12 protein-coding genes and 1 tRNA gene are annotated in these 14,324 nt (G+C 41.8%); 8 read left to right on the top strand and 5 right to left on the bottom strand.

From position 1 onward, the window contains the following. The gene (gene epmB, locus E0H88_RS05130) at positions 1-1,017 is read right to left on the bottom strand and encodes an EF-P beta-lysylation protein EpmB (protein ID WP_131273343.1); all 1,017 of its coding nucleotides are present in this window, start codon (positions 1,015-1,017) and stop codon (positions 1-3) included. 70 nt (positions 1,018-1,087) lie between these two features. On the opposite strand from epmB, the gene efp reads away from it, so the two are divergent. From efp to E0H88_RS05095, 7 genes are all read left to right on the top strand, one after another. After that, positions 1,088-1,657 carry an elongation factor P gene (gene efp / locus E0H88_RS05125; RefSeq protein ID WP_092818537.1) on the top strand — a complete coding sequence of 190 codons (570 nt, stop codon included), beginning with the start codon at positions 1,088-1,090 and terminating at the stop codon, positions 1,655-1,657. A gap of 173 nt (positions 1,658-1,830) precedes the next feature. Next, on the top strand, positions 1,831-3,924 hold the full coding sequence (locus tag E0H88_RS05120; protein WP_092818536.1) for a carbon starvation CstA family protein: 2,094 nt from the start codon (positions 1,831-1,833) through the stop codon (positions 3,922-3,924). Next, positions 3,921-4,223, top strand: coding sequence for a YbdD/YjiX family protein (locus E0H88_RS05115; protein ID WP_092818535.1), 303 nt, complete (start codon positions 3,921-3,923; stop codon positions 4,221-4,223). The genes E0H88_RS05120 and E0H88_RS05115 overlap by 4 nt, the downstream gene beginning before the upstream one ends. A 153-nt stretch (positions 4,224-4,376) precedes the next feature. Further along, on the top strand, positions 4,377-5,282 hold the full coding sequence (locus E0H88_RS05110) for an AAA family ATPase (protein WP_252151994.1): 906 nt from the start codon (positions 4,377-4,379) through the stop codon (positions 5,280-5,282). A 24-nt stretch (positions 5,283-5,306) separates the two neighbouring features. After that, entirely contained in the window at positions 5,307-6,212 is a 906-nt protein-coding gene (locus E0H88_RS05105) for a DUF58 domain-containing protein (RefSeq protein WP_131273455.1), read from the top strand. Between the two features lie 3 nt (positions 6,213-6,215). Further along, a complete protein-coding gene (locus E0H88_RS05100) occupies positions 6,216-8,225 on the top strand; it encodes a transglutaminase TgpA family protein (protein ID WP_131273342.1) in 2,010 nt (669 codons plus the stop codon). Positions 8,226-8,256: 31 nt separating this feature from the next. Then, positions 8,257-8,333, top strand: a tRNA-Val gene (locus E0H88_RS05095). 633 nt (positions 8,334-8,966) lie between these two features. Here E0H88_RS05095 and E0H88_RS05085 read toward each other — a convergent pair. The 4 genes from E0H88_RS05085 to E0H88_RS05070 all read right to left on the bottom strand — a co-directional run bounded on the left by E0H88_RS05085 (position 8,967) and on the right by E0H88_RS05070 (position 13,176). Next, positions 8,967-9,806: an SPFH domain-containing protein gene (locus E0H88_RS05085; RefSeq protein WP_092818533.1), complete on the bottom strand. Its 840-nt coding sequence runs from the start codon at positions 9,804-9,806 to the stop codon at positions 8,967-8,969. A 23-nt stretch (positions 9,807-9,829) separates the two neighbouring features. After that, on the bottom strand, positions 9,830-10,006 hold the full coding sequence (locus E0H88_RS16055; protein WP_252151990.1) for a hypothetical protein: 177 nt from the start codon (positions 10,004-10,006) through the stop codon (positions 9,830-9,832). A 1,354-nt stretch (positions 10,007-11,360) separates the two neighbouring features. Further along, entirely contained in the window at positions 11,361-11,843 is a 483-nt protein-coding gene (locus tag E0H88_RS05075) for a hypothetical protein (RefSeq protein WP_131273340.1), read from the bottom strand. Positions 11,844-11,925: 82 nt separating this feature from the next. Continuing rightward, complete coding sequence (locus E0H88_RS05070) at positions 11,926-13,176, bottom strand: YncE family protein (RefSeq protein ID WP_131273339.1); 1,251 nt, start codon at positions 13,174-13,176, stop codon at positions 11,926-11,928. Positions 13,177-13,527: 351 nt separating this feature from the next. Between E0H88_RS05070 and E0H88_RS05065 the strand changes: the two genes are divergently transcribed. Then, on the top strand, positions 13,528-14,316 hold the full coding sequence (locus E0H88_RS05065) for a tellurium resistance protein (protein WP_131273338.1): 789 nt from the start codon (positions 13,528-13,530) through the stop codon (positions 14,314-14,316). Positions 14,317-14,324: the final 8 nt, after the last annotated feature.

Below are 14,324 nucleotides of genomic sequence, written 5' to 3'. Positions count from 1 at the left end.
TCAAAAAGTTGAAACTCCAAAAAGCGGTGTTTTATTTTTTTCGCCCGCTATTTCCCTAACGAGTTTAGGAACCAAATATCCCGGCAGGTTCTCTAAAACCTCTTTATATATCAGATTAATTTCTTCAGGACTTAAGTCAAAATGATGGGCACCTTTTACTTTATCTAATACGTGTAAATAGTATGGCATCACACCTGCATCAAACAGGCGGTAACTTAAATCCACTAACAGTTGCGCAGAATTATTAACCCCTTTTAATAAAACTGCCTGATTCAGCACGGTAATTTGTTGTTGAACCAACGCTGAAAGTTTGGAACAGGTAAAATCGTCCAGCTCAGCGGCATGATTTGAGTGTACCACTAGAATAATGCGCAGCCTACTGTTTTTTAACAGGGAAATCAGCTCATTGTCGACACGGTTGGGGATTACGATCGGAACCCGTGAATGAATTCTCAAAAATTTAATTTGCGGCATGGACTCAATACGATCAATCCACAGCGCAAGTTTTCGGTTGGACAGGGTAAGCGGGTCGCCACCGCTCAAAATAACTTCATTTATATCTGGTTGATTTTGAATGTATTGTTTAATATTTAGCCAGTCTTCGTTTTTTGGCAGGTTTTCTTGATAGGGAAAATGACGGCGGAAACAGTAACGACAATGAACTGCGCAAGCACCGGTTAAGGTGAGTAAAAAACGCGATTTATATTTATGTAATACGCCTGGCTGCTGATTGGCCTGTTCTTCACTTAAAGGATCAGTCACAAATCCAGGATGATCTTCAAGTTCCAGATGGTGGGGCAATATTTGTAACAGCAAAGGGTCAAGCGGGTCACCAATGCTCATTTTTCCGACGAACGCACGTGGAACACGCAACTTAAACTTTTCAGAAGCCAGGATTGCCCCTGATAATAATTGATCAGGCGAGAGCTGAAGCGTTTCAAGCAACTCTAAAGGGTCCGTAATCAGGTCACTCAGTTGAGATTGCCAGTTTTGCTCTTGATACAAATAGTTTATCATGCCAGATGTTAAAAATAATGCTAGTCTAGCATTAATAGATTTAAGTTAGTAAGTTTGGAGCGAGCCTTTCATGGCCAATTATTCTACAAATGACTTTAAGCAAGGCCTTAAAGTAATGCTTGACGGCAACCCATGTTCAATCATGGAAAATGAATATGTAAAACCTGGTAAAGGTCAAGCATTCAACCGTGTAAAACTTCGTAACCTTAAAACAGGTAAAGTTTTAGAAAAAACTTTTAAATCAGGTGACTCTTTAGAAGCAGCGGACATCGTAGAAGTAGAAATGAACTACTTGTACAACGATGGTGAAATGTGGAACTTCATGGACCCAGAAACTTTTGAACAGATTGCCGCAGACAAAACTGCAATGGGTGATGCTGCAAAATGGTTAAAAGACGATTCTAACGAACTGTGTACAATTATGTTATTCAATGGCGTTCCATTGACAGTAAGTGCGCCAAACTTCGTAGTATTGAAAATCGTGGAAACTGATCCAGGCGTACGTGGTGATACTTCTGGCGGCGGCGGCAAACCGGCTAAACTCGAAACTGGCGCGGTTGTTCGTGTACCATTATTCGTACAGCAAGAAGAAAGCGTTCGTGTAGATACCCGTACTGGTGACTATTTAGAACGTGCATAATGGTTTTAAAATAGACTATTATCGAAAGGGATGATCAAAATCATCCCTTTTTTTATGCCAAAGTATTAGATGAAAAGCAAAATATGAGGAGTACAGTCGCAAGGGAAGAAACAGCAGTATACCGAACAATAAAAAATTAAGGCTGATTTATGCATTAGATATGAGGGCTTTACATGGAAACGATTCAACCGAAGTTATCAATGACTTCCAAAATAGTGTGGCTTCTGGTGGCAGTTCTAGGTGCGGTGTCATTTGGAATACTTGCCATCAGCAGAGGTGAGCATGTCAATGCAGTTTGGCTGGTTTTAGCTGCCATCTGTGTCTATAGCATCGCTTATCGCTTCTATAGCTTATTTATTGCCAATAAAGTTTTTGAACTCAATGCAAGACGTTTAACCCCCGCTCACCGTCTGGCAGATGGTCTGGATTATGTACCGACCAATAAATATGTTTTGTTTGGACACCACTTTGCCGCCATTGCCGGTGCCGGGCCTTTAGTCGGGCCAATTCTTGCGGCACAGATGGGCTACTTGCCTGGAACCATCTGGTTGCTGGTCGGGGTCGTGCTTGCAGGCGCTGTTCAGGACTTTTTAGTTCTGTTTATTTCGACCCGCCGTGATGGACGTTCACTGGGTGAAATGGCAAAGCAGGAGCTTGGATCTTTCGCAGGTATCGTTGTGATGCTGGGTGCATTAGGCGTCATGATCATTATTCTTGCCGTGCTTGCCTTGGTGGTGGTAAAAGCTCTGACCAACAGTCCATGGGGCGTGTTCAGTATTGCCGCAACCATTCCAATTGCAGTCTTTATGGGGATTTACATGCGCTTTATCCGTCCGGGTAAAATCGCAGAAGTCTCTATCATTGGTTTTGTGTTGATGATGCTGGCGATTGTCTATGGCGGTAATGTTGCAGCTGATCCGTACTGGGGACCCATCTTTACCCTTTCAGGTACGCAACTGACCTGGTGCTTGATTGTTTACGGTTTTATTGCTTCGGCATTGCCGGTCTGGTTACTGCTTGCTCCACGTGATTACTTGTCCACCTTCTTGAAGATTGGCGTGATTGCCGGTCTGGCCGTGGGCATTATGGTGGCATTGCCTGAAATGAAAATGCCGGCGGTAACGCATTTCGTGGATGGTACAGGTCCTGTCTTTGCCGGTTCGATGTTCCCGTTCCTGTTTATTACCATTGCCTGCGGTGCCATTTCCGGTTTCCATGCCCTGGTTTCTTCAGGAACGACTCCGAAGCTGGTCAATAACGAAGTGGACATTCGCGTGATCGGTTATGGCGGCATGCTGATGGAATCCTTCGTTGCGGTGATGGCGATGATTTGCGCGACCATTCTTGAACCTGGAGTGTATTTCGCAATTAACGCACCGGCCGCGGTACTGGGTACAACGGTTGAAAGCGCGGCAGAAGCGGTGCGGACTTTAGGCTTTGTGGTGACACCTGAAGCCTTGACCCTGCTTGCTCAGGAAGTGGGTGAGAGTTCAATTCTATCGCGTACCGGTGGTGCCCCGACATTTGCGATTGGTATGGCGCACATTATTACGGAAATTTTTAATAACCGTTCCATGATGGCGTTCTGGTATCACTTTGCCATTCTGTTTGAAGCCCTGTTTATTTTAACAGCGGTGGATGCAGGTACACGTGCTTGCCGTTTCATGGTTCAGGATACTGTCGGTATTGTGATTCCTGCGGTGAAAAAATCGCACAATTTCTTTGGTAACTTGTTAGGTACCGCAGTGGCTGTTGCAGGCTGGGGCTTCTTCGTTTACCAAGGTGTGGTTGATCCGCTCGGCGGGATTAACAGTTTATGGCCACTGTTCGGTATTGGTAACCAGATGCTGGCTGCTATGGCACTGATTTTAGGTACGGTCATTCTGTTCAAAATGAAGAAAGAAAAATATGTGTGGATCACGATTGTTCCCACCATTTTCCTGTTCATTACCTGTATGACTGCAGGCTGGCAAAAGATCTTCCATGAAAATCCTAAAATTGGTTTCCTGGCACAAGCCAACCGTTTCTCGGATGCCATTGCCCGTGGAGAAATCTTAAAGCCAGCCAAAGACCTTGCTGAAATGCAAACGATTGTATTCTCCAATCAGATTAATGCCGTACTTTGTGGATTCTTTATGATTGTGGCTATTGTCATGGTGTTTGCTGCGATTGGCGTCATTCGCCGTGCCTTGGCAAATCCAAATCCAAGCGTGCAGGAATCGGAAGCCATTTACAGTGATTCAATTGGGACAGGAGAGGTGAAATGAGTCTAAAAGATCAAATTCGCCAGAAACTGGCATTAGGCAAAATCATCAAGTTTACGGTACTGGCTCAACCGAAAAAGCTGTTGATGCTGAATGGCATTAAAACTATTCAGGTCATTTGGCAACGCCTGCAGCAAAGCTTTCGCCTGATGGTCGGTGTACCGGATTATCAGACCTATCTGGAGCATATGGAAAAGAACCATCCGGACCTGGTTCCAATGGATGCTAAAACATTTTACCGTCACTGTGTGGATGCGCGTTATCCAAGTGCAAGTGGCGGAATGAAGAAATGTCCTTGCTAAGCTGAAGATATGTTTGTCTGAAATCTTCTGATTTGTTTGGAAAAAACGGAAAACGGTGTATGTTAATCATGCACCGTTTTTTATTGAGGAAAGAGTGTGATTTGGGGTACGAATAAAGTTCAAAAACAAGAACTCACACCAGCGCAGCAAGAGCTGAATTTTCAGGTGGAATTTTTTGCGGCAAAAATTCAGGCATTCTTGACTCAAATCAACCGCATTATTCTGGATAAAGAACAACAGACCAAACTGGCTTTATGTTGTCTGCTATCTGGTGGACATGTGCTGTTTGAAGACTTGCCGGGTCTGGGTAAAACCACCTTGTCCAGTGCCTTGTCGCATATTGCCGGATTGAAGTTTCAGCGTATCCAGTTTACCAATGACATGCTCGCCAGTGATGTGATTGGGGTGAACATATTTAATCAAAAAGAACACCAGTTTGAATTCAAGCAGGGACCCATTTTTACCCAGATTTTGCTGGCCGATGAAATTAACCGCTGCAGTCCCAAAACGCAAAGTGCCTTGCTGGAAGCCATGGAAGAGGGACGGGTGACGGTAGATGGAGTGCGTTATGACTTGCCGCAACCTTTTTGGGTAATTGCTACCCAAAATCCCTTGTTCCAGAGTGGAACTTATAGCTTGCCCGAATCCCAGCTCGACCGTTTTTTGATGCGTTTGTCACTGGGCTATCCATCGCGTTCGGCAGAAAAACTGTTACTACAGCAAGATTCCCGCTATGCCCTGATTTCAACCTTGCAACACGTTTTTAATGAACATGAAATTCTGGCGATTCAACAGCTGGTGACACAGGTTTATATTGCCGATGCAGTGCTGGATTATCTGCTGGATCTGGCGACTGAAACCCGCAAAAGACCGCATGGTTTATCGACCCGTGGATTGCTGGCCTTGAAAAAAGCAGCCCAGGCGCATGCTTTTATTGAACAGCGTAGTTATGTGACCCCGGATGATGTGCAGGCAGTGTTTGCTGCGGTGGTGTCGCATCGTATGGGCTTAAGCGAAGCAGAAGCCTTGCAGTTGATGCAGCAAGTCCATATTAGTTAAAAGGTGATTCACTTGACTACACCTTTGACCCAGCCCTGGCAAAAATGGTTAGCGAAACGCTTTCAATTTAAAAAAGTCAAACAACTCTCGCAAAAAGACATTTTGATTTTTATCTATCAGCAAGGGTATTTGTATCTGGTATTGATTTTGCTGACCTTTATTACCGGGGTAAATTATGCCAACAACCTGATTTTGGGATTTTGCTTTCTGGTCAGTGCTATTTTATGTATCAGCTTTTATTTAACTTTTAAGCAGTTGCATGGGCTCAAGCTTGAAGTTTCAGTCAATGAAGTTGGACAGGCGGGGCATCAACTGGATTTGCAACTCCATTTTCAGCAAGCGCAAAAGCAGCCACGTTATTTGTGGGTCAAAACCAGTCAGCATCTGGAAAAAATCTACATCTCAGAATTGAAGCACCGCATCACCCTATCTTTTTTTACTGAAAAAAGAGGGCGGTTTGATTATCCAACCCTTCAGGTATATTCAGTTTATCCTTTTGGCCTGGTGCGTGCCTGGACCTATTTTTATTTAAAAGAATATTCCTGGGTAGCGCCTAAAGCGGCCGTTTATCATGCGGAAAATAAGCAGCATCAGCACACTTTTGAACCGGATATGGATGAATTTCGTGAGCTGCGTAATTTCAAGTTGGGAGACCGTCTGCAAGCGGTATCCTGGAAGCAGGCCGCACGTGGACAAGGTTTATATATCAAGGTGTTTGAACAGCATAACGAGCAGATGAATATTGAAATTCATTATAGCAATATGCCAAGTGCCCAGCATGAAGAAAAACTCAGTCTCATGATGGGCTTGATTGAGCAATGTGAGCAAATGCAGTGTGCATATGCCGTCTTTTTACCGCAAGCCGAATTGGCGGCAGGTCTGGGTAACAACCAGTTATTACAGGCCAAAAAACTTTTGGCGCAGGCTTAAATCATGATTCATGCACAGATCAGAACCTCGATACTGATGACCCTGTCATTGATACTTCTGGCACAGGTTGTGTTTAATCCGCTGCTATTGAGCCTTATTTTTGCCCTGATGATCCTTTTTTTATTTTATAGCTTAAAAGATCAGACCAGGGCTTTATCCAGAATATGGACTTTTGTCCTGACATTTATTGCCTTGGCTGCAATTTATTTTAACTATCAAACTTTTATTGGCATAGAAGCCGGCGTTGCCATTTTATCGACATTTTTATTTGCCAAAGCCTTAGAAAGCAAAAATAAGCGCGATGTCATTATCCTGTTTAATTTTGCCATGTTTGTCAGTGCCAGTTCATTCTTGTTTAGCCAGTCCATCTGGATGGCGTTGATGGTGGTGCTCTGTTTACTCAGCTGCCTGATTGGCCTGTACCGTTTACAGACCCATGAATTCAGGCAATTGCAAAATTCATCCGGCGCATTGCAAAGTGACGCAAAACATGTGGGCAAATTCCTGATTCTGGCTTTGCCTTTTTTTATCTTGCTGTTTGTGTTTTTTCCGCGCTTGCCGCCACTTTGGGCGATTCCGATTCCGGTACAAAAAAGTGTTACCGGGATGAGTGACAGCATGTCACCGGGGGATATTGCCGAATTGTCACAGTCGACCAGTCTGGCATTTCGAATTATTGGCGATATGAACCAGTTGCCAGGCCGCAATGAATTGTATTGGCGAGCTATGGTGTTAGATCAGTATGACGGTAAAACCTGGACTAGCAGTTTTGTAAACGAAAAACCCGTCTCAATGCAAGGTTTTCAGAACAGCAAAGACAGTTTTGATTATCAGTATTTAGCGGCTGACCCTCATGTGATGTGGGTGATGGGACTGGAACAATCACGGCCATTGCAGCGGAACTATGAATTAAAACACGATGGCCGGATTACGCCGGTACGCCAAATTTTGCAGAATCAGCCGATTGCATTGCAATGGCTGGGGAATGCTCAGGTGCAAGAGGGGGCTGTGTACACAACCAGCGTACTGGAACAGATCAATACCAAAATTCCAGGGCGCCTGGATGAGCAATCACGCCAGTTTGCATCTGACATGTTCAGGCAGAGCGGACAGCAACCCGAGCGCTATATAAACAACATTTTGCAATGGTACAGAAAGCATGACTTTGCTTATACCCTGAATCCCGGATTATTGGGAGATAACCGGATAGATGAATTCCTGTTTCAATCACGTCGTGGTTTTTGTGAGCATTATGCCTCCAGTTTTGCTTTGCTGATGCGTTATGTTGGAATACCTGCACGCGTGGTGGTGGGCTATCAGGGCGGACAACTTGCACCAGATCTTGCCAGCTGGGAAGTACGCCAGCTCGATGCACATGCATGGACAGAGGTGCTATTGCATGGAAAATGGCAAAGAATTGATCCTACAGCAATTATTGCGCCCCACCGAATAGATGGTGGAATGCAGGATTATATTGAAAGTGATCGCAGCATTTTGGGCAACAAAGAGCAAAAGTGGAAATACCGCCAGTTTGCAGTGATGAAAAACATGCGCATCTGGAGTGACTACGCGAGTTATCAATGGCAAAGCAAGGTAGTGGGTTATGATGCCGAAAAGCAGCAAGGCTGGCTGTCCAGGTTAGGTATTCAAAACGCGTATACCAGTAGCATCATTATGTTATTCAGTATTCTGCTGGTGGTGTTAATTTATTTTATCTGGATTGTGTATCGAAACAGTCGGTCGGTTTCAGCTTATGAGCGTGCCATTCAACAATTTTCGAAAAAATTGGAACCCGGTTTACACAAGCAGCCTGCAGAAACTTTTTATAGCTGGATGCATCGTTTAGCGGAAACAGCAGGGCAGGAGCAGCAACAGATATTTACTCAAACAGCGCAGTATTATCAACAACAGCAATATTCATTCATGCAAAATCCCGAGCAAATAAAGCAATTTAGAGAAATGCTTAAAACTTGTGCAGATACGTTAAAAAAGAATAGAAAGCACTTGTCTTAAAAAATAAAAATGAATATGATGCACAACACTTAGGTGTATAGCTCAGTTGGTTAGAGCGCTACGTTGACATCGTAGAGGTCAGCAGTTCGAGTCTGCTTATACCTACCAAGATTCCAAACCTTATGTAATAAGGGTTTTAAGCGAAAACAGTAGCTTAAAGCCCTTTTTTATTGTCTTGAATAATGTTCGCCGTTATCTGCACTATCTTTATAATCGCTATTTTTGCCGATAATGCAGTTTAATTTACGTCATGAAATTACCGAAGCCTCGTAAGCGTGGAGAAGCTTTCTATATTGAGATCATAATCAATGCAAGTGTTCATCTGCAACTCGTGATACTGCAAAAGAATGCGAGCAATGGGCTGCACAAAAAGCGCTTGAGCCTAAGGCCAATAAATTTGCTGAAGATCAAGGCATAAAACAACATTACCCATTCAAAACACTTTTTCATAAATAACCCGAATCCTGCTTAAGCTAATAATTCCATTACTCGAATGGTTGGCTTGTTTTGATGGCATTACTGGTAAGCACATAAAGAGACTGTTGCTTCAAAGCCTAATGCATTAGGAATTGTAAAATGCGTTTGGCTTGTAGGAACTAAAGCAGATTTTATTGAGGTTAACACGTCAGCACTTACTAAGGACAAACCTAAATCAGTAGAAAAACCTGATGTGAATAATCAAACTTTAAAGTGATTAAAATTGATAGTGAAGAAAAAGCCCTCTTATCGAGGGCTTTTTCATTATTTTAATTGACCTACACCAGTAAACTTGTCTGGAACAATAACCATCGTATTTAAAGTGCCTTTTTCAGCTGCTTTCAATAATGCTTCGGCTTTAGTCTTTTCAGCTTCAGCACGAAGGAGATCAACATATTTCTCAGAGGCATTCTCAGCAAGTACTTTTTTAATTTCAGTTTCAACACGTGCGGTTTCTAATTCATTTTGCTTTGTCTTTAAAGCATTTTGAGAATTAACAATTGCTAATGATGAATCCAAAATAGATTTAGGTGGCGAAACTTTTAAGATGTTAATTTCATTAACTTTGACAAATTTATCTTTGCCCTGAGCTTTTAATTTAACATTAATACTATTTTTGATTTCAGTTTCTATGGCTGCTCGATTGTCATTGACAGCTAAAGCTTTATATTTGCTCACAACATCATTGATTGCTGAGTTTGCAACGTACTGCACGTACTGACCTAGTAAATACACATCACCATCATCTGTAATAATGTGCTGTGCTTTTTCAGTCTTATATGCGATTGCGGCATTTGATGGCACAATCCCGTAATTCACTTTTAGTTGAAAATCTTGCATTGGAATCTTTTCAACTACAATAGGCTGAGATTCAACATTAAGCACAAGATTTCGCTTTGATACTTTGATTACATCACCAATCACGGTTTGATGTAATCCTTGCCCCAGTACGGTATCTTCAATTTCACCGCTGAATGTTTGACGAATACCAACATCTGCATCGGTGATGCGCGTAAAGCTTGCCGGTATAATAATTAAGGCCAGAATAATTGCGACAATGATCGTGCCCACTATACCAGCAGTTTTATATGACTTTTTTTGCATGTTTACCCCTTTATAAAAAATGATTAATTCTTTCTATTGCGTCCTCGCTTAGCCAAAGGCCTAGCGGTTAAAATCAAATTCGCTTGTTCTGGATCATAAAGGCATTTGCCACGAGTACCTTTGTTGATCTCTACACAGCGATCACGAACCGCATCAACACTAATTCCATATTGCTGAGCCAATTCAGAAGCGGATACCAATTTTGGGCTTACATCCTTGATCGATACGATCTTTGCACCGCCAACCTCAGAGCCACACTCGGAAAGACGAGAAGTACCACAAATGCTTACAGGAATGTAAGCATTTTTAATGCCCTGAGAAATGTTTTCTGTGTAAGCAATATCAGGGCCACCCAGATTAAATTTTTAATGAGTATTGTCTAACAAAAATCAAAAAATAACTAAAAAGTAACTGGGGAAAACTATTTCTGCATATTTTTTATACTTTGTAATTTACTTTGGAGTGATAACTTTTAACTACATTAAAGAGAGCACAGCATGAATAAAAATAATAAAATGGCTATCAAAGACTTCACCCGCTTAATCACATCCCCAGATTAAGCGGGTTTTTTAATATTTGATATATTATTAATCAAGTCGTTCTAAAATTTTGATTAAACTAATAATATTTTAATTTTTGATATATTCCGCCACTGAATGTTGCTTGAATAGTGTATAAAATAACCAACATTAACTGCTGTAGTTTCTGAATGCTCTTCCGGAGTTCTTAGTTTACAAGCCCACATCGTCTTTCCATGTGTGGGCTTTTTTTTTGCATGGAGAAAATCCGTTTCTTAATGGGCTTATTGGGTCTTCATGAGGCGACTGAAATTGAATACACGCTTGATGGTGAAAAAAATTAAGGCATGTCGTTATTGCTTGACAGAAGTGAAGCAATGACTGATCAAAAAAAATGCGATTAATTAAATTAATAATCATATTTTTTTATTTTCACAATGTTGAAATAATTTAATCTTATATTCACTGAAAACAAATAATAACTCCAAAAATTCTAAGATATTAGCGCAATTAAGCCTGTTTAATCTTGGAGAGTTAAGCAGGTTTTTTTTATTGAAGATTTTTTATCTTTTGTCGAAAGTATTACGACATATAAGCCTCGTCATTAATATATCGGGGCTTTTCTTTTTCTAGAATATGAATAAAACCAAGGCATGAAAATATTCTGGTTTCATCTATAAAATTTCTTCTATTATAAATTTTGGTAGTTTTTGCTATTCATATATTTTTAATACATATTTAGAATGCGCCAACAAATTGAAACGCTGTAGTTTCTTTAGTTTTAGTCCTATGCATCCCTCGCATGGGACTTTTTTTTTGGGAAAAAATGATGCTCCAATTCTTAAAGTGCTTATTCGGCCTGCATGGTACTACTGAAGTTGACTACACGGTTGATGATAAAGAAATCAAGGTGTGTCGGGATTGCTTGAAAGAGATTGATTAAAGCTGTTTGCATTTTATTTCTCGTTTAGAGAGAAAAATAAAAGGCGCTAATAAAAGAAGTTCATTAACATTATTTATCATCACGACTGTACTTCTATTTAGCGCTACGCTTAAGCTTCTCTAACTCTATAATATTTTGATCAATCTGATGCTCCATGGCAGGTAAAATCTGCCTTAAAAACTGGCAATATGAAATGGCTTCATCTGCAGCAACCGTACCTGTTTTAACCAGCTGTTTTTGCTGTTCCAGCATTTGGCTTACCTGACGTAAATCGGGTTGTTGTCCATGACTCAACGCGTCGCTAATTCCTGCAAAATCTTTATACAGTTGGTCACGCTGTTGAATGAGTGCTGCCTGACTGGATGCCGACACTGTATCTGTTTGAACTGGTATGTCAGATACCGCTTCCTTTTCAACAGGAGCGACTACAGCTGGAGAGGGTTTTTCTTTTGCCTGGGCTGTATATGATGCAGATGGAGGGGAAGGGGGAAGAGGTCTAAACATATAAACCACCAGGAAGAGTGACAAGGTCACAATAAAACCAATGATAAGACCAAGTCGTATACTGCGATCCATGCCAGAAATCCTGCTCTTGCATTTAAATGAAAGCAGACCCAATCTAAAGATCAGGTCCGTACAGTTGATAAAAAATTAACAGTTAAGGTGTTGACCAGCCCGCAGGTGCATAACCGATCCGAACACGTTGCGGGTGATTTCCTACAGGAACACTTCTTACTTTTTCGCCCGTTGCAAAATCAATCACGGTAACCACATCAGTCTCACTCTCAGAAATTACACAGCTTTTGCCATCAGGACTTTGTGTTGCCCAGTAGGGTTTGCCTGCAGGAATTAGCTTGCCCGCTTTTAAGGTTGAACGGTCGACAATGGTTGCATAGTCATCCATAGTGCCTGCCACACATAATTTCTCACCATCGGCACTAATTGATAATCCATGATGACGCGAGTCGTTTACATATTTGGTTCGGTCTGAAGGAATAGTCGAGCTGCCCGGTAATTGGCCAATGCGAGTGATTTTATTCTGATTCAGGTCATATTCGATTAAACCGTTAAAAAATGAAACCTGGGCATAAATTTTACTTTCATCATTGCTCAGGACAATTGGACGTACAGAGTTGGACAGATCTTTACGGCCCACTGCATCCAGCGCCGGACGGAAATCAATGGTCTTGAGGACTTTAAAGGTATTGGCATCGGCAATGGTGAGGAATCGTTTCCCCTTGGTGAAATCTTGCCATGCAGCATCCATAGAGGTTTCCACATTACCAATGGCTGAGTTTAGAATTTTTGTGCCGCCGTTAAAGAAAATATTTTCATGCGGTTTGTCGCCTGTTGCAAAGCGTCCCAATTCTTTACCCGTGTTGATATCCAGCACATGAACCACGTTGCCAGAAGATGCCGATACGGCTAAGCGTTTGCCATCAGGAGAAACCGCCATATGGTCGGCACGGAACCCTTCTACAGGAGTACGCCAGTTGATTTTGCCCGTCGCAATATTAATCGAAACGACATCGGCAAAACTTGGGCGAGAGGCAACCACTGACTGACCATCTGGCGTAGAGTACATATCATCTACCAGCTGATCATTACCTTCCCCGGCGGTGGACTGGATATAAGTATAGGCAATCAGTTTAATTGGATTGAGGCGGATTTCCAACAAACGCTCTTTGCGATCAGGAACCATGTTGATCACACCGATCTTGCCAAAATCACCCGATGGACGAATGACGGTCACTGTTCCATCCCAGTTATTGCCTACAAAAAAGACCTGTTGGCTATTCGCTGGTGCAGGCATTACCGATGTTGCTGTATTGCCATTGAGGGATGTAAATGCGAGTGATGCAAATAATGCCTTTACACTCCATTTGAGGAAAAAATTTTGATTTTTCATAATATTATTCTCCGATTCAGCTCCATGAAATCGATTTTTTATTTGAATTTTCATTGCTGCCGAATACTCCTGTATTCGCTGAAGCATAGGATAAAGAATTCAGTAATCAAATCCCGGACAATCCGATAAAAATACTTGCTGAAAATGATCTGTATGAGTCTTTTATTTTATAAATATTTGAATAATAAATTAATTATTTTGCTGGAGCAGATTGTTTTTCCGACGAATTGCCGAACCATATCTGAGCTTTTGCAACAGCTCTGATGCAGGTCTAGAAAATTTGCAAAACACTACATGATCTTTGCTACAAAAGCCGTACTATAAAAATGATTTTGTTGAGTTTCCAATATTATGTCTCAGATAGATATGCTTGTTGCCTTGGCCGACATTGAAGTGAATCGGGCTGAACTGCTCTCTATTCAGCAGAATGATTTGGTCCCTTTGCTGCAGGATCAGTATCGTCTGAATCATTATGCCGATTCAGTCATTCAGGCTCAGTCCGTTCTATTAAACGGAGTCGATCCACATCTGACCCAGCAATTGAGCAGCACCATAGAACAGCTGATTCAGGCATTGGCCGATTCAAAAAAATATTTAAGCAGCCGCAAGTTTAATGCCTTGCAAAAGTGGCTGGGGATTGATCTGGAATATGGTTCCGGGCAGGTCGAGTATTACAAAAACCTGGATCAATTGCTTAATCGGGCCAATCACTTAAGTCAAAAATTGCAGATTGAAATACAGAAGTCCCAGGCACGCTTTCAGCAGTTGCTCGGGTATCGGGAGCAAATGGCGAAATACATTCGGGCTGCGCAAGAGTTTTTGCTGGAATATCCAAATTTCGTCAGGAATGTCCATCCTCTGGATAACTTTTCTGAAAGGTTATCTAAAAAAATCAATTCATTACAAACTTTGCAAGCCAGTAATGATATTGCAATTACACAAATGCAGTTGTCGCAGCAGCTTTCTTTTACTTTGCTGGACCGTTTTAAAGAGGCACAGCAGGTACTGATTCCTGCCTGGCAATATCATGTTAAACAAAGTCAGCAGAACAGTTCGGGCATTGAACTGGACAAGCTGGATCATAGCAGAGAGAAGTTAATTCGTACTTTAAGAAAATCACTAGAGAAACCCATACATTAATCATTCTA

Source organism: Acinetobacter sp. ANC 4216, from assembly GCF_004331195.1.
In the GTDB taxonomy this organism is placed as follows: Bacteria; Pseudomonadota; Gammaproteobacteria; order Pseudomonadales; family Moraxellaceae; genus Acinetobacter; species Acinetobacter kookii.
Note: the sequence above shows the minus strand (reverse complement) of the source record. Positions and strands in the feature narration are given on the sequence as shown.

What these genes read in the sequence shown, in the direction of transcription:
- epmB (WP_131273343.1), bottom strand. Translation starts at nt 1,017, where the DNA reads ATGATAAACTATTTGTATCAAGAGCAAAACTGGCAATCTCAACTGAGT.
- E0H88_RS05100 (WP_131273342.1), top strand. Translation starts at nt 6,216, where the DNA reads ATGATTCATGCACAGATCAGAACCTCGATACTGATGACCCTGTCATTG.
- E0H88_RS05070 (WP_131273339.1), bottom strand. Translation starts at nt 13,176, where the DNA reads ATGAAAAATCAAAATTTTTTCCTCAAATGGAGTGTAAAGGCATTATTT.
- E0H88_RS05120 (WP_092818536.1), top strand. Translation starts at nt 1,831, where the DNA reads ATGGAAACGATTCAACCGAAGTTATCAATGACTTCCAAAATAGTGTGG.
- E0H88_RS05065 (WP_131273338.1), top strand. Translation starts at nt 13,528, where the DNA reads ATGTCTCAGATAGATATGCTTGTTGCCTTGGCCGACATTGAAGTGAAT.
- efp (WP_092818537.1), top strand. Translation starts at nt 1,088, where the DNA reads ATGGCCAATTATTCTACAAATGACTTTAAGCAAGGCCTTAAAGTAATG.
- E0H88_RS05075 (WP_131273340.1), bottom strand. Translation starts at nt 11,843, where the DNA reads ATGGATCGCAGTATACGACTTGGTCTTATCATTGGTTTTATTGTGACC.
- E0H88_RS05115 (WP_092818535.1), top strand. Translation starts at nt 3,921, where the DNA reads ATGAGTCTAAAAGATCAAATTCGCCAGAAACTGGCATTAGGCAAAATC.
- E0H88_RS05085 (WP_092818533.1), bottom strand. Translation starts at nt 9,806, where the DNA reads ATGCAAAAAAAGTCATATAAAACTGCTGGTATAGTGGGCACGATCATT.